Source organism: Bradyrhizobium sp. SZCCHNS3016 (assembly GCF_032484535.1).
In the GTDB taxonomy this organism is placed as follows: domain Bacteria; phylum Pseudomonadota; class Alphaproteobacteria; order Rhizobiales; family Xanthobacteraceae; genus Bradyrhizobium.
Genome location: NZ_JAUETE010000008.1, coordinates 1 through 18472 on the forward strand (window position 1 = coordinate 1; position 18472 = coordinate 18472).

At 64.7% G+C, this 18472-nt stretch carries 16 protein-coding genes; 8 read left to right on the forward strand and 8 right to left on the reverse strand.

What is annotated here, in order from left to right; genetic code table 11:
• Positions 1–44: 44 nt before the first annotated feature.
• From QW881_RS16345 to QW881_RS16360, 4 genes are all read right to left on the reverse strand, one after another.
• Positions 45–1688: a DUF4238 domain-containing protein gene (locus QW881_RS16345; RefSeq protein ID WP_316158560.1), complete on the reverse strand. Its 1644-nt coding sequence runs from the start codon at positions 1686–1688 to the stop codon at positions 45–47.
• Positions 1689–2606: 918 nt separating this feature from the next.
• The gene (gene alr / locus QW881_RS16350; RefSeq protein ID WP_315755751.1) at positions 2607–3800 is read right to left on the reverse strand and encodes an alanine racemase; all 1194 of its coding nucleotides are present in this window, start codon (positions 3798–3800) and stop codon (positions 2607–2609) included.
• Between the two features lie 45 nt (positions 3801–3845).
• Positions 3846–5354 (reverse strand): replicative DNA helicase, encoded by a 1509-nt coding sequence (locus QW881_RS16355; RefSeq protein WP_315755750.1) that lies wholly within the window; start codon positions 5352–5354, stop codon positions 3846–3848.
• A gap of 641 nt (positions 5355–5995) precedes the next feature.
• Positions 5996–7246: a cyclopropane-fatty-acyl-phospholipid synthase family protein gene (locus tag QW881_RS16360; RefSeq protein ID WP_315755749.1), complete on the reverse strand. Its 1251-nt coding sequence runs from the start codon at positions 7244–7246 to the stop codon at positions 5996–5998.
• A gap of 422 nt (positions 7247–7668) precedes the next feature.
• Between QW881_RS16360 and QW881_RS16365 the strand changes: the two genes are divergently transcribed.
• The gene (locus QW881_RS16365; RefSeq protein ID WP_315755748.1) at positions 7669–8451 is read left to right on the forward strand and encodes a hypothetical protein; all 783 of its coding nucleotides are present in this window, start codon (positions 7669–7671) and stop codon (positions 8449–8451) included.
• Positions 8452–8520: 69 nt separating this feature from the next.
• On the opposite strand, the gene rplI is transcribed toward QW881_RS16365, so the two are convergent.
• From rplI to rpsF, 4 genes are all read right to left on the reverse strand, one after another.
• Entirely contained in the window at positions 8521–9114 is a 594-nt protein-coding gene (gene rplI / locus QW881_RS16370; RefSeq protein ID WP_315755747.1) for a 50S ribosomal protein L9, read from the reverse strand.
• A 49-nt stretch (positions 9115–9163) separates the two neighbouring features.
• The gene (locus QW881_RS16375) at positions 9164–10114 is read right to left on the reverse strand and encodes a hypothetical protein (RefSeq protein ID WP_315755746.1); all 951 of its coding nucleotides are present in this window, start codon (positions 10112–10114) and stop codon (positions 9164–9166) included.
• Positions 10115–10246: 132 nt separating this feature from the next.
• Entirely contained in the window at positions 10247–10486 is a 240-nt protein-coding gene (gene rpsR, locus QW881_RS16380; protein WP_008963441.1) for a 30S ribosomal protein S18, read from the reverse strand.
• Positions 10487–10491: 5 nt separating this feature from the next.
• Positions 10492–10956 (reverse strand): 30S ribosomal protein S6, encoded by a 465-nt coding sequence (gene rpsF / locus QW881_RS16385; protein ID WP_315739396.1) that lies wholly within the window; start codon positions 10954–10956, stop codon positions 10492–10494.
• A 371-nt stretch (positions 10957–11327) separates the two neighbouring features.
• On the opposite strand from rpsF, the gene fabD reads away from it, so the two are divergent.
• From fabD to gmk, 7 genes are all read left to right on the forward strand, one after another.
• Entirely contained in the window at positions 11328–12287 is a 960-nt protein-coding gene (gene fabD / locus QW881_RS16390; protein WP_315755745.1) for an ACP S-malonyltransferase, read from the forward strand.
• Between the two features lie 33 nt (positions 12288–12320).
• Positions 12321–13058 carry a 3-oxoacyl-[acyl-carrier-protein] reductase gene (fabG, locus tag QW881_RS16395; protein ID WP_315739398.1) on the forward strand — a complete coding sequence of 246 codons (738 nt, stop codon included), beginning with the start codon at positions 12321–12323 and terminating at the stop codon, positions 13056–13058.
• Positions 13059–13494: 436 nt separating this feature from the next.
• A complete protein-coding gene (locus tag QW881_RS16400; RefSeq protein ID WP_006610957.1) occupies positions 13495–13734 on the forward strand; it encodes an acyl carrier protein in 240 nt (79 codons plus the stop codon).
• Positions 13735–13954: 220 nt separating this feature from the next.
• Positions 13955–15220 (forward strand): beta-ketoacyl-ACP synthase II, encoded by a 1266-nt coding sequence (gene fabF / locus QW881_RS16405; protein ID WP_315739400.1) that lies wholly within the window; start codon positions 13955–13957, stop codon positions 15218–15220.
• A 278-nt stretch (positions 15221–15498) separates the two neighbouring features.
• The gene (gene mltG, locus QW881_RS16410; RefSeq protein ID WP_315755743.1) at positions 15499–16791 is read left to right on the forward strand and encodes an endolytic transglycosylase MltG; all 1293 of its coding nucleotides are present in this window, start codon (positions 15499–15501) and stop codon (positions 16789–16791) included.
• A 124-nt stretch (positions 16792–16915) separates the two neighbouring features.
• Positions 16916–17803 (forward strand): YicC/YloC family endoribonuclease, encoded by an 888-nt coding sequence (locus QW881_RS16415; RefSeq protein ID WP_315755823.1) that lies wholly within the window; start codon positions 16916–16918, stop codon positions 17801–17803.
• Positions 17804–17806: 3 nt separating this feature from the next.
• Positions 17807–18466, forward strand: a complete 660-nt coding sequence (gmk, locus tag QW881_RS16420) for a guanylate kinase (protein WP_315755742.1) — start codon at positions 17807–17809, stop codon at positions 18464–18466.
• The last annotated feature ends 6 nt before the right edge of the window (positions 18467–18472 follow it).

The window sequence follows — 18472 nt, forward strand, 5'->3', positions numbered from 1 at the left end:
CGCTACGACCGCCCAGATGGGCACATCAAACCGCCCGAACGAACTCAGATCTGGATAAAACTTGGGGGCAAGGTCACCCGCAGATGACTATCAAAAATGCAGGGATCGGGAACCAAGTTGATGAGTCCCCGCTCGATCAGCGGCATCACGGTGAGAAAGAAGACGAGTGTTTTGATGGTCTCCTGCCGATAAGACCTCGGATTTTCGACTGGGCTAAATTCCTTCTTTACCGTTCCGGCATGCAGGAAAGGGTGCTCAACGATCATTTCTCCTAGGTAAAGAGAGGCCCCGAGCGCAAAGTCCGCAATGGTGTCGGGGTGAAGCGAGCCGGTAAAGACCCCACGGGTAAATCCATCGGGTTTTGGTAGTAGATGGAGCAGATCGGTTTCGAGCGGCCACAGCCCTTCGTAAAGTTGGTAGATCAAGCTGATCTTTTCGTCAGTTAGCTCGCGGCGGACCGTAACCCAATCTTTGTCCGGCTCCAGGCCAAGAACGTTGACCAAGCCATTGTACAGCATCATGTTTCGTTCACGTATGCTGGCCTCGGTCCAGGTTGGACGCAGCGAAGTGGGTTTCAGTTCGCAGCATCCGTTGAAGCGACGTCCAGAGCCGCAGCCGCACCAGTCGCCTGGGCGTGGGTTGTTAGCCGGCTGCTTCTTAAGGAAATCGCGTTCCTTCTCTGTCCTGCCGAATTGGTCTTGATAATATGCGTCGCCGCTTTCGAACCGCGCAAATATCTCGCCGCCGAAGTGCCAGAGTTGTTCCTTGGGCGGCAAAAGCGTCTCACGCAACTCCGCCCATGTTTCTGTGATGGTCTTTTCGGGAAATAGCCACTCTTTGCGGCCTGCAGCAACATAGCGATGCGCGCGAGCCTTTAGGACATAGTTGATCTGTGCAATCTCTCTGACCGAGAGCTTGCGCGTGCGGATAAACGCGTCCGTTCGGGCCATCGAATTACGATAGTTGCGGGCGAAGGTCCGTTTATCGAGAGGGCCCGTCGCCGGATCGTTTGCATACTCAAGGTTTGTAAAAACCAGGCAGTAATCACGGGACAGCGGAAAGATCGTCTGTGAAGCCTTAAGAGCGATCGTAGGATCGTTCGGGTAGGTGCACATCGACGCCGCGGGTGGCGCTGCGTAATTGTAGATAGTCACTGGATGGTCGCTAATGATGAATTTCACATCGGCATCTTCGGCCGAAACAATTTCGCGCACGCCTTGCGTCCAAATCGTGCAGTGCATCATGCGGATACCCTGCATCTCGACCATCAATTCATTCTGCGTCATGGTGGGATATTGAGTTCTCAGCCAATCCAATCCCTTCGGAGTGCGAATTTTCTGGATGTCGATGTATTCGAAGAGTTTTTGAAAATGGAGGTGCCATTCCCCGACGTCGTTCCCAGCAAATGCCCGGATGGCTAGCGAGCCCTTGGCATCTATGTCGCCAAACAGATGTCGCTCGATCTCGTCGTTGACCGATGTGCCGAAAAAGGTCGAGTATAGGTCAATCTGCCGAAACGCTCGGGAAGTGGGGGCATGGAATAAGTCCCTTTCCCTAATCACACGACCATCATCCAATGTCTTCTGAGGCGGGGTCAGATCCAGGTAAGCAAGCGTGTTGCGGCCGGGCTCGAAGAACCCCTCTTGATACCATTGCGGTACATAGTGATTGTTTCTGGTCTTTGACATTGCCCATACTTCTGTATGCGGCGATTTGCTAACGCAATACCCGTTTAGGCTGTGTCCTCAGATCAATCGTTGGATCCGCAATCGGTTGGCGCTGCCAATCGGGGAACCTGGAGTAGGCGAACGCTCTGAAGATAGAACAATATTGGGACCGACATTTTGCCTCACGCTCCGCCCGGACCCTCTGCGTAAAAATACGAACTTTTCAAGCAATCTCAACGCGTCACATCCTGTCCAGTCCCCTTGCGAAAAATAATTGTCTTTCGCTTTTACAGAAATCGTGTTTCTATCCCTCCGTCCCGCCTCGGCACGAGGGGCGTATCGCGATCGTCACGGCACGCGGGGTGGGATGCGGTGGGCGCTTTGGGTCGCAGCATGGCTGATGCTGTGCGGACGAACGGCTTAAGGCGCACGTTGAAAACGTATGGTCCTGGCATCCCGACGCTGATGCTACGCCGGTGGTGATGATGATCCGCCGGTCACGGGGGCAAGACAGCCCGGTCCCCGGGGAGAGTACGCATAAGACGTAAAGCCATCGCGCAGGGAATGCCGGTTGACCGGCTGGACCTGTGGTGACTGCCGCCTGCTTTTTTTCTGCAGGCGGGCCATGGGTTGCGGCCAGCACCCGGCATTCCCTGCGCCCTCGTTTTTCGAAGAGGGTGAAAACGAGATGCAAGCCTCGGGCGTTTCATGCCGCGAGAACGATGGCTTATGTCAAAGCACCGCCATTGCGAGCGCAGCGCCGATTTCGTAGCCCGGATGAGCGCAGCGATATCCGGGTTCGCCGATACGGCGCGTGGGACCCCGGATGTCGCTGCGCTCATCCGGGCTACGGCAGCGCGATTTGTCGTAACCGCGTGGCGATATCTATCCACGGTGTGGCAGCGGTCGTGCGCACCACAATCAGGGAGCGCAGCGCGATCAGCCCTCGGCGATTGCCGCCGCGCCGCCCTTGTAGATGCGATGATAGCGCCGGCCGAGATTGGTCAGGACTTCGTAGCCGATGGTGCCGAAATGATGCGCGAGCTCGTCGACCGTGATGCCCTCGCCGAGCAGCGTGGCGAAGTGGCCGCGGCGGGCGGCCTTCGGCGGCAGGTCGGTGACATCCACCGCGATCAGATCCATCGAGATGCGCCCTGCGATCGGGCAGCGTTGGCCGGCAATGATGACGTCGGCGCCGCGGGTGCCGTCGTTGGAGCTCGCCGCGCGGAAATAGCCGTCGGCATAGCCGGCGGAGAGGATCGCGATCTTTGTCGGGCGGCGCGCCGTCCAGGTGCCGCCATAGCCGACCGTGTCGCCGCGCGCGAGGTCGCGCAGCTGCACGATGCGCGCTCTTATCTCGGCGACCGGCTGCATCGGATTGTCGGCCTCCGGCGTCGGGTTGACGCCGTAGAGCGCTGCACCGGGCCGCACCATGTCGAACTGGAACGAGGCGCCGAGGAAGATGCCGGAGGAGGCGGCAAGCGCGGCGGGCACGCCGGTGAAGACGCTGGCGACCTCGCGGAATGTCGCGAGCTGGCGCGCGTTCGACGGGCTGTTGATCTGCTCGGCCGAGGCCAGATGGCTCATCACCAGCGTGATGCCGTGGTCGCCGCTCTGGATGCGCGGGATCATGCCCTGCGCATCGATCGGGGTGAGGCCGAGCCGGTTCATGCCGGTGTCGACATGAACGGCGGCGCCGCCCTTCCAGCCGGTGCGGCGGCAGAACATGTCCCATTCGGCGAGCTCGTTGAGCTCGCCGATGACCGGGCGGCAGTTGATCGCGGCGTAGTCGTCGCCGGTGTTCTGGAAGAAGCCGTCAAGCACGTAGAGCGCGGCCGTGTCGGGCAGGGCCGCGCGGGCGACCTTGGCCTCGGCGAGCGTCGCGACGAAGAAGGTCTTGCAGCCGGCGTCCGCGAGCGTGCGCGCCACCTGCGGGATGCCGCAGCCATAGGCGTCGGCCTTGATCACGCCGGCGCATTCGGCCGGCACCGCGGTCTTTTCCAGCTTGCGCCAATTGGCGGCGAGCGCGTCGAGATCGATCGTCAGCACGCCGGTGGCGCTGGCGGGCACCTGGACCTCCTCAGGACGGGGGGCGGGCTGATCAGCGGCGGGTTTCAGATCGGGAACGCTCATGTCGCGCTTTTACGCGGTGCAGCGTCCCGGTTCAACAGCACACGGTCAATAGTCGTGATGCTGCGGCGGCAGGCCGTCATGGGCGAGGTCGCCGAAGCGCGTGACCGAGGCGTCGAAGTGCAATTCAACCGTGCCGGTCGGACCGTGGCGCTGCTTGCCGATGATCACCTCGGCCTTGCCGAGCGCCAGATCCATCTCCATCTGCCACTTCTGGTGCTCCTCGGTGCCGGGGCGCGGCTCCTTGGCGGCCAGATAGTATTCGCCGCGATACACGAACAGCACCACGTCGGCGTCCTGCTCGATCGAGCCGGATTCACGCAGGTCCGACAGTTGCGGCCGCTTGTCCTCGCGGTTTTCGACCTGGCGCGACAACTGCGACAGCGCGATGATGGGAACGCTGAGCTCCTTGGCCAGCGCCTTCAGGCTGGTGGTGATCTCGGTGATTTCCTGGACGCGGTTGTCGTTGCCGCGTTTGCCCGAGCCCGACAGCAGCTGGATGTAGTCGATCACCAGGAGGTCGAGGCCCTTCTGGCGCTTCAGGCGGCGGGCGCGCGCCATCACCTGCGCGATCGAGATGCCGCCGGTTTCGTCGACATAGAACGGCAGCGACTGCAGCTCGATCGAGCACTCGCGCAGCTTCTCGAAATCAGCCTCGGTGATGCCGCCGCGGCGGATGTGGCTCGACGGAATGCCGCTGCGCTCGGCGATGATACGGGTGGCGAGCTGCTCGCCGCTCATTTCGCACGAGAAGAACCCGACCACGCCGCCCTGGGCGGCCCGATAGGTGCCGTCGGGCTGCAATTCGGGCACATAGGCCTGGGCGACGTTGTAGGCGATGTTGGTCGCGAGCGAGGTCTTGCCCATGCCGGGACGGCCGGCGAGGATGATCAAGTCGGAGTGCTGCAGGCCGCCCATCTTGGCGTCGAGATCGCGCAGGCCCGTCGAGATGCCGGACAGCTTGCCGTCACGCTGGAACGCCTTGGCGGCCATGTCGAGCGCGGTCGTCAGGGCTTGCGAGAATTTCTGGAACCCGCCGTCGTAGCGGCCGGACTCCGCGAGCTCGTACAGCCGGCGCTCGGCGTCCTCGATCTGGTTGCGCGGCGCGAAGTCGACCGGCGCGTCGTAGGCGACGTTGACCATGTCCTCGCCGATGCCGATCAGGTCGCGGCGCAACGACAGGTCGTAGATGGTGCGGCCATAGTCCTGGGCGTTGATGATCGTGGTCGCTTCGGCCGCGAGCCGCGCCAGATATTGCCCGACGGTCATGCCGCCGATGTCGACGTCGGCGGGCAGGAACGTCTTCAAGGTCACGGGCGTCGCGACCTTGCCCATCCGGATCAGGCTGGACGCGGTCTCGAACACGGTCTGGTGCAGCGGCTCGAAGAAATGCTTCGGCTCGAGGAAGTCGGACACGCGATAGAACGCGTCGTTGTTGACCAGGATCGCGCCGAGCAGACCCTGTTCCGCCTCGATGTTGTGAGGAGCGCTGCGATAGGCCGGCGTTGCTGCGTCAGCCGGCGCCAGCTTGTGAACGTTCGAATCGGTGAGTGCCATGACCGCGTGTTTAGCAGCTTTGAAGGGGAGGGGATAAAGCGCCAGTCGCGCGCGAAGCGGAAGCGAAAGCTGAGCGCTATTCACCGTCCGGTAAATCTGGTGGATGAATCCGGACTCGCCAGATGTCGCGCTTGACGGAACCGGCGGGACTCAACGCCGCGCAGGCGGGAGCGACGCGCCGCTGCAATCAGGGAACGCGATCGTTCGACAGTTCTGCGATATGGGAACGGGAGCCGGCACGCCCAGGCGCGCCACGGCCGCAAGCGGATCCGCGCGGGACGTCAGACCAGCAGCAGATAGAGGAGGGCGAGGAGGGATGCACCCACGCCGGCGGCAATCAGCGCGTAGTCGGTGCTGAAGTCGGTCTGCGGTTCCAACATGGCTCTGGTGGGGCTCTGGGACATGCGGGGACACTACGGCCAGGCTTCCCCGGGGTCTGTGAGCCAGTTCACAGACCGCACGACTTGTTTGAAAATTTGAGTCGGATGGGCATGATCTCGCGCGCGAGACGCAACCTGTCCACCGCGCATCTCAAAATTGAACCCGAGCCCGGCGGGGCGCTGCCGAGCGAATGCGGGCATCCGTCTCTGCAAGACCATCGCACTGACGCCGCCCTCCGCTGTCGTTCCGGGCCGCGCGCGCTACTCCCCCGCCATCCGCAGCGCCGGACGGCTGCCGCGCTCGCGCGCCCGCAGCCGCGTCTCCTCACGGGGAATGTAGTCGCGCGTCATCGGCACGACGCCCTGGCGCTTCGTCAGCTGGATCTGGACATTCATCAGGTTCTGCTTGCGGAACGCCATCTCCGATATCGCCAGGTAGAACTCCCACATTCGCGCGAAGCGCTCGTCATAGAGCTGCACGGCCTCGTCGCGCCGGGCCATGAAGCGTTCGCGCCACGCCTTCAGGGTCTCCGCGTAGTGCAGCCGCAGGACCTCGATGTCGCAGACGAGCAGCCCGGCGCGCTCGATCGCCGGCAGCACCTCCGAGAGGGCTGGGATGTAACCGCCGGGGAAGATGTATTTGGCGATCCATGGATTGGTCGCATCCGGCCCCCCGGAGCGTCCGATCGAATGCAGCAGCATGACGCCGTCGTCCGCGAGCAGCTCGGCGCAGCGGCGAAAGAAGGTGTCGTAGAAGGCGACCCCGACATGCTCGAACATGCCGACCGAGACGATGCGGTCGAAGGTGCCGGGCACGTCGCGATAATCCTGCAGCAGGAAGCGGGCGGAGGCGGAGAGGTTACGTTCGGCCGCGCGGGCCTCGGCAACCTGCAACTGCTCGGCCGACAAGGTCACGCCGGTCACGTCGGCATCACACATCTCGGCCAGGTAGAGTCCAAGCCCGCCCCAGCCGCAGCCGATGTCGAGGATGCGATGGCGGCGGCCGATCAGCAGCTTGGCCGCCAGATGACGTTTCTTGGCGAGCTGGGCCTCGTCCAGCGTCGCGTCCGACGTCTCGAAATAGGCGCAGGAATATTGCCGGTCGGCATCGAGGAACAGCGAATACAGCCGGCCGTCGAGATCGTAATGATGGGCGACGTTGCGGCGCGCGCGTCCCCTGACGTTGAGCTGGCGCAGATGGCGGGCCAGGTAGCGCAGCCACCATTGCGGTTTTGCCCAGTCGGGCACCACGGCCGGCTGGCTCATCACGATCGATAGCAGATCCGCGATCGATCCCCGTTCGACCACGAACGAGCCGTCCATATAGATCTCGCCGAGCGCGAGCTCGGGATTGGCCAGAAGCCGGCGCTCGGCTTCATGGGTCAGAAATCGTGCCGCCACGGGAACACCGGTTCCATCCCCGCAGCTGAACGTCGTGCCGCTGGCGGTCGTAAAGCTGATCGACCCACGGCAGATGAAGCTACTCAACAGACTTCGCAGCAAACGGTCCATCCACACCACCCAACGAGCCATCCCGTGAGTTGCTGACTTTCCCGGCCGTCGCACTCGACGCATCGAGAACCGATTGGTTCCCTATCATCACCTTGTTATGTTACTCAGCGGGCACAAGCCGACGCCACTGCCATGAACACAACGCCGATATTCCGTCATGTCATTGATCGATGGACATCTCAGCGCAGGAACATCTGTGCGCTTTCATTCGCTCCGCAATCCGTTAAAAAGGCCGCGGCCGCCGGCCTTTTGGCCGGTGTCCGGCATCTGACCGCCGGACGAGGTCTGAAGGAATCGCCATCGAGGGCGTGGAGCGACCGCAACGTCCGCTGTCACGTTCGGCTGATAGCGAGAGGAAACACGGCAGCGGATGTCGCGCGGGGGCGGCGCCGTGTGGGCGAAACCATAGCTGGAGAATGAGAATGGTGGGCCGAGCGCTCAATTTGGCGACGGTGGTGGCGGTGTTCTGCATGGGCTTTGCGGGGGCCGCCGTTGCGCAGGAAAATCTCGATGCGGGCAAGAGTCCTGCGCAGATCTACAACGGGACCTGCGTGGTCTGCCACAAGTCGCCGCGCGGCCTGGTCAAGAACACCTCGGCCGGCTCGCTGCCCGGGTTTCTGCGCCAGCATTATACGACGAGCCCCGAGATGGCCGGCGTGCTCGCCAACTACCTGATTGCGAACGGCGCTGCGGATGCGCGCTACACGGGCCATTCGGCCAAGGACGGCAAGGAGACGCGGTCCGAGCGCCGCGCCCGGTCGGCCGCCACCGAGCCGTCGGAGGCGAAGCCAGCCGCCGCGGATGCTGCTGCCAGCCCAGGCGAGCCGCGCCGCCGTTCGGGTCATCACTCCAAGCGCTCCGCGCCGGCCGAGGCGAAGCCCGACGCGGCAGCGGATCCAACCGCTGCGCCGGCCGATGGCGAGGGCGCGCCCGCGAAGAAGGGCAGGCTCGGCAAGCGCAAGAAGCCGGCCCAGGAGGGCTCGGCTGCGGAGGAGACGCGCGGCGAGCCGACCGGTGCGACCCGGCCGTCGCCGTCGCGAGAGGACAGCGCCGCCGGCTCCGAGCCGCCGCGGGTCGAGCCGGCGAGATCGAGCGACGCCGCCCCGGCGCTGCGGGCCGATCCGGTCCCACCGGTGACGCCGGCGCCGGCCACGACCCAGTCGGTGCCGTCGGATCCCTCGGTTCCGTCCTCGCCCTCGCGGTGAGACGACAATGAAAAAATGAAAAAGCCCGGCTCGTTGAGCCGGGCTTTTCCGCAAATGGGCTGAGCGCGCTTACTGCTGCGCGGGCTCGCCGGCAGCGCCCTCGTCCTGGGCCTCCGGATCGAAGAACTCGCCGGCGGCGGCAATCGCTTCGGCGGCGGCGTCGCGGTCCTCCTGGCGGGTCGAGATGTCCTCGCCGCGCTTGATGCGCTCGGCCTCGTCGGCGCTGCGGGCGACCGTCACGGTCACCGAGGTCTCGACCTCCGGGTGGATCGCGATGGTGATCGTCTGCTTGCCGATCGTCTTGATCGGGGCGTCGAGCCAGACCTGCGGCCGGCTGACGGCGATGCCGTCGGCGGCCAGCGCGGCGACGATGTCACGCACCGAGACCGAGCCGAACAGCTGGCCGGATTCGGAGGCCTGGCGGATGATGACGATGTCGCGGCCGTCGATCTTCTCGGCGACCTTGGCCGCCTCGCCCTTGGCCTTGATATTGTTGGCCTCGAGATCGGCCTTCATGCCCTCGTACTTGGCCTTGTTCTCGGCCGTCGCCCGCAGCGCCTTCTTGCGCTTCAGCAGGAAGTTGCGGGCGAACCCGTCCTTGACCTTCACGATCTCGCCCATCTGGCCGAGCTTGGCGACACGTTCCAGCAGAATGACTTCCATCGATGTTCTCCTTGTAATGTTCGGAAGCGGTTGGTGTGAGGTTGAGCCTTTACGGCACCGGCAAAGGCGGCGGCTGCCGCGGGCCGAAACGGCGGCGGAGGTCGAAGGCGGCGTCGGCGAGGCCGAGGACGATCATCGCCAGCATGGGGATCGGCCAGATGAAGGTCAGCATCAGCGCGTAGGCGAGGCCGAGCCAGAGCGGCCGGGTGCGCAGCGGCAAGGTCAGCGTATGCAGGACCGCGAAGCCGGTCAGTGCATAGGCGGTCAGCAGCGCTGCGGCGGCGATCCGCGCCAACATGCCGATCAGTCCGCCCGGAAAGCAGAAGGCGATGATCGCAAACAGCGCCGGAAGCGTCATCAGCGGCAGCTTGGTGTCACGCAGGCGAGGCCATGGGCGCATCAGCCGGCCGGAGATCGCCGTGATCTTTGCGGCTGCCAGAACGTTGAGCGATAGGATCGTGGTCATGATCACCGCGGCCATGGGCGGCGCCATGAAGACCAAGAGCTCGATCAGCCGGGGAATGTCGACCGCATCGGTCGACGTGACGGTATTGCCGAGCACGCGCGACAGCAGCCGCCTGAGACCCTGATTGGTGGCTGTCATGTCGGTGCCGAAGGAGAACGCGGCGACCAGCGCCGCGATCACCGCGATCCACAGCAGGATATGGCCGGGCGGATACCATTCGATGCCATCCTGGCCGGACGGGCTGGTCGTCGGACGGCCGAGCAGGACGAGGTGGCCGAGCCACCAGGCCGGCAGCGTCACGGAGATGGCAAAGGCGAGAGCGCGATCGAAGCCGAAGATGGCCAGCACGCAAGCGGTTGCTACGAGACCGCCGATGACAGCGCAAAGCCGGCCCCAGGCGATTGCGGCGACCAGCAGCGGCACGGGCGCGAGCAGCGCAAGCACGAGCGCCGTCATCACGCCCGACCCGGTCGAGGCGAACATGACCGCGGAGGCAGCACCTGCCGCGAGCGCGATGAGAAGCGTTCCGATCATCAGCTGTCCCGCTCCCTTCGAGCGGTTAGAGGCGTGGTGGCCCCAACCATCGGCGACCGGACGACCCGGAAGCCTTATGAGAATTCAACGAGAGGACCCGGCGGCGCGGGGCCGCCGGTCCGAGGTCCGCAATCAGCGGATGACGTAGGGCAGCAGGCCGAGGAAGCGGGCGCGCTTGATGGCGCGCGCGAGCTCGCGCTGCTTCTTTGCCGAGACGGCCGTAATGCGGCTCGGCACGATCTTGCCGCGCTCGGACACGTAGCGCATCAGCAGCTTGGAGTCCTTGTAGTCGATCTTCGGCGCGTTCGGCCCGGAGAACGGGCAGGTCTTGCGGCGGCGGAAGAACGGGCGACGTGCGGGGGCTTCAGCCATTGATCTTACTCCTCGTCCGCAGTTTCTTCGTCACGGGGACGGCGCGGGGGACCGCGATCACCACGGTCGCCACGATCACCGCGGAAACCGCCGCCATCGCGCTCACCGCGGAAGCCGCCGCCGCGGTCGTCGCGCTCACGGTCGCGATCGGCCTTGCGCATCATCGCCGACGGACCTTCCTCGAGCTCGTCGACGCGGACGCTCAGGTAACGGATCACGTCCTCGCTGATCCGCTCCTGACGCTCGATCTCGGCGATCGCCGCCGAAGGCGCGTCGATGTTGAGCAGCACGAAGTGCGCCTTGCGGTTCTTGTTCATGCGGTAGGTGAGGGAGCGAACGCCCCAATTCTCGGTCTTGGTGATCTTGCCGCCGAGACCTTCGACGATGCCGGTCATCTGGGCCGTCAGTTCTTCCACCTGCTGGGTGCTCGCGTCCTGACGCGCGAGAAAAACATGCTCATAAAGAGGCATGGCTGTCCTTTCCATGTTGGCGCAGATCCCGGCGTCAAGCCCTTCGAGCCCTTGTGGAAAGGACTCGCAGACGTCAGCTCAGAAGGCGGGAACACGGGACGACGGGCCGACTGGCCCTGCCCCATCAAGTCGCCTGGACATCCTGGAGGAGATACATCCCCAGGATCGCGCAAGGTTAATTTGCTGGGACCGTCCGTTCAGCTCCCGGCTCGGGATCCACGGATGGCGGGCCTTATACCGATTTTCGGCGCCAAGGCAAGGGAAAGTGGTCGAATTGCGCCCGTCACGCGCTTGACATCCCGGCCTTTGCCAGTGTCTTTCCGGCCAAAGCTACTCAATTCCAGGGATTTTGGAACGTTCAGGGGGCGGCCATGACGGCAGCATTCACTTTTCCGGGGCAGGGGTCCCAGGCCGTCGGCATGGGCAAGGCGCTCGCGGACGCCTTCCCGGTCGCCCGCTCCGTGTTCGAGGAGGTCGACGCCGCCCTCAGCGAGAAGCTGACCGCCCTCATCTGGGAAGGCCCGGCCGAAACCCTGCAATTGACCGAGAACGCCCAGCCCGCCCTGATGGCGGTTTCGATGGCAACCTTGCGGGTGCTGGAGGCCGAGGCGGGGTTCTCGGTCGGGCGTGATGCGGCCTTCGTCGCCGGCCACTCCCTCGGCGAATATTCGGCACTCGCGGCTGCCGGCAGCCTGACCATCGCCGACACCGCCCGCCTGCTGCGGACGCGCGGTCTCGCCATGCAGAAGGCCGTTCCGGTGGGCGTCGGCGCCATGGCCGCGCTGCTCGGGATGGATTACGAGGCCGCCGTGGCGGTCGCCGAAGAGGCGGCCCAGGGCGAGGTCTGCCAGGCCGCCAACGACAATGGCGGAGGGCAGGTGGTGGTCTCGGGCAACAAGGCCGCCGTCGACCGCGCGGTCGAGATCGCGCGCGGCAAGGGCGCCAAGCGCGCCATGCTGCTGCCGGTCTCCGCGCCGTTCCATTGCAAGCTCATGCAGCCGGCGGCGGACGTCATGGCGGAGGCGCTGTCCAAGGTCACCATCAAGGCGCCGGCCGCGCCGCTGGTCTCGAACGTGCTCGCGGCGCCGATCAGTGATCCCGACGAGATTCGCCGTCGCCTGGTCGAGCAGGTCACGGGTACGGTGCGCTGGCGCGAATCGATCGCCTACATGGCGAGCCAGGGCGTGACGCGGTTTTTCGAAATCGGCGCCGGCAAGGTGCTGAGCGGCCTGGTCAAGCGGATCGCGGATGGTGCGGTCGGCGTCGCCGTCGGCGGGCCGGCGGACATCGCGGCCGCCAAGGATGCCTTGGCCGCGGCCAAAACGTCGTAAAGGGCTGCGTGCAGCGGCATTGAGGAGAGTTTGATGTTCGATCTGAGTGGCAGGACCGCGCTGGTCACCGGCGCGACCGGCGGCATCGGCAATGCGATCGCCAAGGCATTGCATGCCCAGGGAGCGACCGTGGCCGTTTCCGGCACCCGGCGCGAGGTGCTCGAGACCCTCGCGGGCGAGCTGGGCAGCCGCGTGCACGTGCTGCCTTGCAATCTGTCGGATACGGCCGAGGTCGAGGCGCTGGTACCGGCCGCCGAACAGGCCATGGGGCAGGTCGACATTCTCGTCGCCAACGCCGGCATCACCCGCGACAACCTGTTCGTGCAGCTGCGCGACGAGGATTGGGACGAAGTGATCAAGGTCAACCTGACCGCGACATTCCGCCTCTCGCGTGCCGCCACCAAGCTGATGATGCGCAAGCGCTTCGGCCGCATCATCGCGATCACCTCGATCGTCGGCGTCACCGGCAATCCGGGGCAGGGCAATTACACGGCGTCCAAGGCCGGCATCATCGGCATGATCAAGACGCTCGGCGCCGAATATGCCAAGCGCGGCGTGACCGCCAACTGCATCGCCCCAGGCTTCATCAAGACACCGATGACCGACGCGCTGAACGAGAAGCAGCGCGAGTCGATCCTCGCCAAGGTGCCGGCGGCGCGGTTGGGCACGCCCGAGGACATTGCTGCAGCTGCGGTGTACCTCGCCTCCAACGAGGCGGCGTATGTCACGGGCCAGACCATCCACGTCAATGGCGGCATGGCCATGATCTAGGCTCTGCCGCGGCTCGGAATGCGGCGAAAAGACGTCGCGACCACCATACCGGGCCGTGTGGTCAATGATTCGCGTGTATGGTAACCGGGCGGCTGATGGGGGCACGAAGAACGCCATTGCAGGATTTCCAAACCCTGTATATTGGCGGGGCGAGCTGCCATCGTTCGCCGGGCCTCCGTCGGCTGGTGCTGCTGATCCGGGTTTCTGTTTGAGCGCTCTGGATCGGAGGCGTACCGGCCTCATGGAGAGTGTGGATTGGAGTTTGTGAGTGGCCCCGTTTCCGAAGTTTTCGGACCGCAAGTCGTCCGCCAAATTTCGGTAAAGGGGCGCTGCGGGGCAAATCTGGTTTTGCGCGATCGCGAAGGAAGTTTAGCGGCCGGGGTGATGCGGATCATCCGGGGGTCGGGTCTTAAAGGAACAAGCACGAGGTTGAACGATGAGTGAGATTGGCGAGCGGGTTAAGAAGATCGTGGTCGAACACCTTGGTGTCGAGCCCGAGAAAGTGGTCGACAACGCGAGCTTCATTGACGACCTCGGTGCTGACAGCCTCGACACGGTCGAGCTCGTCATGGCCTTCGAGGAAGAGTTCGGTTGCGAGATTCCGGACGACGCCGCGGAGACGATCCTGACTGTCGGCGACGCCACCAAGTTCCTCGAGAAGAACGCCAAGAGCTGACGCTCTAGCGAAGTTGCGCGAAACCGGCCGATCCGTCTTGTGCGGTCGACCGGTTTCTTGCTGTTGGCGGCGTCGCGATGAGCCGTCATCTGGCGGCCGGCGACGGACGATTCGGACGCGCTGCCTGGCCAGAACGTGTTACTCGAACAATTGACCCGAGGTGCGGCGACGGCAGTCAGCCGATCCACAAGCGCTCAAGGTCGGGTCTGGAGAAACGAACATGAGGCGGGTTGTCGTCACTGGCCTTGGCATGGTTTCGCCGCTTGGCTGTGGTGTGGAAACGACCTGGCAGCGCATCCTTCAGGGCAAGAGCGGTGCGCGCTTGATCGAGTCGTTCGACGTCTCCGATCTTCCCGCCAAGGTGGCCTGTCAGGTGCCGCGCGGCGATGGCTCCGACGGCACCTTCAATGCCGACCAGTGGATGGAGCCGAAGGACCAGCGCAAGGTCGACGATTTCATCATTTTCGCGATGGCTGCGGCGCGTCAGGCGCTCGATGACGCCAACTGGCATCCGGCAACGGAAGAGGACCGCTGCGCCACCGGCACGTTGATCGGGTCCGGCATCGGTGGCCTCTCGGGCATTGCCGACACTGCGATCCTCCTGAAGGAGCGTGGTCCGCGCAAAGTGTCGCCCTTCTTCATTCCCGGACGTCTGATCAACCTCGCCTCGGGCTATGTCTCGATCGAGCACGGGCTCAAGGGCCCCAATCATTCGGTGGTCACCGCCTGCTCGACCGGCGCGCATGCGATCGGCGACGCCAGCCGCCTGATCGCGCTCGGCGATGCCGATGTCATGGTCGCCGGCGGCACCGAATCGCCGATTTGCCGAATCGGCATGGCCGGGTTCTGCGCGGCGCGCACGCTGTCGACCGGATTCAACGAGACGCCCGAGCGGGCATCGCGCCCTTACGACAAGGACCGCGACGGCTTCGTGATGGGCGAGGGCGCCGGTGTGGTCGTGCTCGAGGAGTATGAGCACGCCAAGGCACGCGGCGCGCGGATCTACGCCGAAGTCTCCGGCTACGGACTGTCTGGAGATGCCTATCACATCACCTCGCCATCTCCGGACGGCGACGGCGGCTTTCGCAGCATGAGTGCCGCCTTGAAGCGTGCCGGCATCACGGCAGCCGATCTCGACTACATCAACGCCCACGGCACCTCGACGCAGGTCGGCGACGAGATCGAGCTCGGCGCCGTCGAGCGTCTGCTCGGCAATTCCGCGTCGAAGATCTCGATGTCCTCGACCAAATCGTCGATCGGTCATCTCCTGGGAGCTGCGGGCGCCGTCGAAGCGATCTTCAGCATTCTCGCGATTCGGGATAACATCGCTCCGCCGACGATCAACCTGGAGAACCCGTCGGTGGAGACCGCGATCGACCTCGTGCCGCATGCGCCTCGCAAACGCGAGATCAACGTGGCGCTGTCGAACTCGTTTGGTTTCGGCGGCACCAACGCGTCGGTGGTTTTGCGGCGCGTGGCGAACTAGTGCGGAAGGACGGATGCCGCTCGGGCCGATTGTCGCTTGGTCACGTGGATATCCGACTGCAGCCACACTAGAACCCAAGACTTCGCGTGTCCTTCGCAGGTCGGCCTTCGGCGCCGATGCGGTAAGTGGATGCGCATGGCGGTGAGGCCCGGCGAAAACACCTTTTCGCCGTATTCGATGACGACATGACGAATCGTTAAATTGGGCGTGGACTTCAGGTCGCTTGCGTTGGGGAGCGCACGGCCACGACGAGAGCGACAGGACTGAAGGTTGCATCGATGAGTGAACGGCCGCCCATCTCACCCCGCAGCCCGCGCGCAGCGCTGGAGCCGGAACGCGTGCCGCCGCCGCCGCGCCGCTCCGACCGCGCCCGCAATCCGTTCGTGGTGGTCGGCAATGCGATCATCACCTTGCTCATCCTGGCCATGCTCGGCGTGGGCGCGGCCTACTATTATGGACGGCAGATCCTCGAAGCGGCAGGACCGCTGCAGGAGGACAAGATCGTCAATATCCCGCAGCGCGCGGGTAAACGCGATATTGCCGACGTACTCGCGCGTGAAGGCGTGATCGACGTCAATCCGTGGATCTTCATTGGTGGGGTCTATGCCCTGAAGGCCAGTTCCGACCTCAAGCCGGGCGAGTATGCGTTCCAGAAGAATGCATCGTTGCGCGACGTGATCGGCGTCATCGTCGAAGGCAAGGTCGTGCAGCATTCGGTGACCGTGCCCGAGGGCCTGACGTCAGAGCAGATCGTGGCCCGCCTGTCCGAAAACGAGATCTTCACCGGCAGCGTCCGCGAGATTCCGCGCGAAGGCACGTTGTTGCCGGAGACCTACAAGTTCCCGCGCGGCACCAGCCGCGATCAGGTCGTGCAACGCATGCAGCAGGCGCAGAAGCGGGTGTTGGCCGAGATCTGGGAACGGCGTAGTCCGGATCTGCCGGTCAGGACGCCGGAGCAGCTGGTGACGCTGGCTTCGATCGTCGAAAAGGAGACCGGCAAGCCCGACGAGCGCAGCCGGGTGGCCGCCGTATTCGTCAACCGGCTGAAGCAGAGGATCAAGCTGCAGTCCGATCCGACCATCATCTATGGTCTGGTTGGCGGCAAGGGCACGCTGGGCCGTCCGATCAAGCGCAGCGAGATCACCCAGCCGTCGCCCTACAACACTTATGTGATCGAGGGCCTGCCGCCGGGACCGATCTCCAACCCCGGCCGCGCCTCGCTGGAAGCGACGGCCAATCCGGCGCGCACGCGCGATCTCTATTTCGTCGCCGACGGCACCGGCGGCCATGCGTTCACTGAAACCTACGACCTGCACCAGAAGAACGTCGCCAAGCTCAGGGCGATGGAGCGGCAGACCCAGAACGACACGGTCGAGCCCGACGAGGCGCCGCCTGCCGTCGCGGGCGGCGCGGCCGATCCGGCGGCCGGAGCGGCGGCCCCACGGGCTCCCGCAGCGGCAAAGAAGCCGCCGGCCAACCGCGCCACCGGCGGAGTTGCACCGGGGGCCGCACCTGGCAATGGCGCCCGTCAGGGAGCGGCGCAGCCGAGCCCGCCGGTCGTTCAGCAATAATTTCCCACGCATGTCGGCCGCGCAGAACCGGGCTTAACATTTGCCCAAAAGGCCGTAAGGTTCGCGCACTTTTGGCGGGGGCTGAGTCTGTCCCCGTTCCCAATGTGCCGGAGACATGGACGAAATGGCGCTGTCGAGCATGACCGGCTTTGCCCGTAGCCACGGAGCAAGCGGTCCCTACTCGTTCGAGTGGGAGTTGAAGTCGGTCAACGCCAAGGGATTGGACATCCGGGTGCGGTTGCCGCAGGGCTGGGACGAGGTCGAGGCCTTCGCCAAGAAGCGCGCAACGGAAGTCCTGTCGCGCGGCACCGTCTATGCGAATCTCACCGTCAAGCGCACCGAGACCGGGTCGACGGTGCGAATCAACGAGGACGTGTTGGCTGCGGTGGTGAAGATGGCGAGCTCGCTTGCGGGCCGGATCGACGCGGTCGCACCGAGCATCGATGGGCTGTTGTCGATCAAGGGCGTGATCGAGGTAGCGGAGCCGGAGAGTGACGAGGCCGAGGACAAGGCCGCCAAGGAGGCGGCGATCGCGGCGTTCGAGACCGCGCTGAAGCATCTCGTCGAGATGCGCCGGCGCGAGGGCGACACACTCGGACAAATCCTCAATCAGCGCGTCGACGAGATCGAGGCGCTGGCGAAAAAGGCGGAGGCATCGCCGGGCCGCAAGCCCGAGGCGATCAAGGCGCGGCTGGCCGAGCAGGTGGCAGCCCTGCTCGAGACCTCCGATCGTTTCGATCCCGATCGCCTGGCGCAGGAGGCGCTGCTGATCGCGGCCAAGGCCGACGTGCGCGAGGAGCTCGATCGCATTGCCTCGCACATCGCGCAGGCGCGCGAGATGCTCGGCAAGGGCGGGCCCGTTGGCCGCCGGCTCGACTTCCTCGCCCAGGAATTCCATCGCGAGGTCAACACCACCTGCTCGAAGTCGAACGACATCGAGCTGACGAACATCGGCCTCGAGATGAAGACCGTGGTCGAGCAGTTCCGCGAACAGGTTCAGAATCTGGAGTGATCCATGGTGGCTCACGACGGAAGCTTCGATGGGGTCGAGCGGCGCGGCCTGATGTTCGTGCTGTCATCGCCTTCGGGGGCGGGCAAGACGACGCTGTCGCGCCTGCTGATCGAGCGCATGCCGGGCCTGCGGATGTCGGTATCGGCGACGACGCGTCCGATGCGCCCCGGTGAGATTGACGGCCGCGACTATCACTTCGTCGACCGGGCGCGCTTCGAGGACATGGCCAAGCGCAACGAGCTGCTCGAATGGGCCACCGTGTTCGACAACCGCTATGGCACGCCACGCGCGCCGGTCGAAGCGGCGCTCTCCGGCGGCCAGGATGTGCTGTTCGACATCGACTGGCAGGGCACGCAGCAACTGCGCGAGAAGGCGCGGCAGGACGTCGTCAGCGTGTTCATCCTGCCGCCGTCCGCCGCCGATCTCGAGAAGCGGCTGCATACGCGTGCGCAGGACTCCGATGAGGTCATACGCGGGCGCATGAGCCGCGCCAGTCACGAGATGAGCCACTGGGCGGAGTACGACTACATCGTCATCAACCGCAACGTCGACGATGCGTTTGCCGAGGTGCAGTCGATCCTCAAGGCAGAGCGCCTGAAGCGCGAGCGCCGGACCGGATTGACGACCTTCGTCCGCGAGTTGCAGCGCCAGCTCGAAAGCTGAGGCGCC

Coding starts and splice junctions, on each gene's coding strand:
- QW881_RS16345 (WP_316158560.1), bottom strand. CDS start 1,688: ATGTCAAAGACCAGAAACAATCACTATGTACCGCAATGGTATCAAGAG.
- alr (WP_315755751.1), bottom strand. CDS start 3,800: ATGAGCGTTCCCGATCTGAAACCCGCCGCTGATCAGCCCGCCCCCCGT.
- QW881_RS16355 (WP_315755750.1), bottom strand. CDS start 5,354: ATGGCACTCACCGATTCGAACGTTCACAAGCTGGCGCCGGCTGACGCA.
- QW881_RS16360 (WP_315755749.1), bottom strand. CDS start 7,246: ATGGACCGTTTGCTGCGAAGTCTGTTGAGTAGCTTCATCTGCCGTGGG.
- QW881_RS16365 (WP_315755748.1), top strand. CDS start 7,669: ATGGTGGGCCGAGCGCTCAATTTGGCGACGGTGGTGGCGGTGTTCTGC.
- rplI (WP_315755747.1), bottom strand. CDS start 9,114: ATGGAAGTCATTCTGCTGGAACGTGTCGCCAAGCTCGGCCAGATGGGC.
- QW881_RS16375 (WP_315755746.1), bottom strand. CDS start 10,114: ATGATCGGAACGCTTCTCATCGCGCTCGCGGCAGGTGCTGCCTCCGCG.
- rpsR (WP_008963441.1), bottom strand. CDS start 10,486: ATGGCTGAAGCCCCCGCACGTCGCCCGTTCTTCCGCCGCCGCAAGACC.
- rpsF (WP_315739396.1), bottom strand. CDS start 10,956: ATGCCTCTTTATGAGCATGTTTTTCTCGCGCGTCAGGACGCGAGCACC.
- fabD (WP_315755745.1), top strand. CDS start 11,328: ATGACGGCAGCATTCACTTTTCCGGGGCAGGGGTCCCAGGCCGTCGGC.
- fabG (WP_315739398.1), top strand. CDS start 12,321: ATGTTCGATCTGAGTGGCAGGACCGCGCTGGTCACCGGCGCGACCGGC.
- QW881_RS16400 (WP_006610957.1), top strand. CDS start 13,495: ATGAGTGAGATTGGCGAGCGGGTTAAGAAGATCGTGGTCGAACACCTT.
- fabF (WP_315739400.1), top strand. CDS start 13,955: ATGAGGCGGGTTGTCGTCACTGGCCTTGGCATGGTTTCGCCGCTTGGC.
- mltG (WP_315755743.1), top strand. CDS start 15,499: ATGAGTGAACGGCCGCCCATCTCACCCCGCAGCCCGCGCGCAGCGCTG.
- QW881_RS16415 (WP_315755823.1), top strand. CDS start 16,916: ATGGCGCTGTCGAGCATGACCGGCTTTGCCCGTAGCCACGGAGCAAGC.
- gmk (WP_315755742.1), top strand. CDS start 17,807: ATGGTGGCTCACGACGGAAGCTTCGATGGGGTCGAGCGGCGCGGCCTG.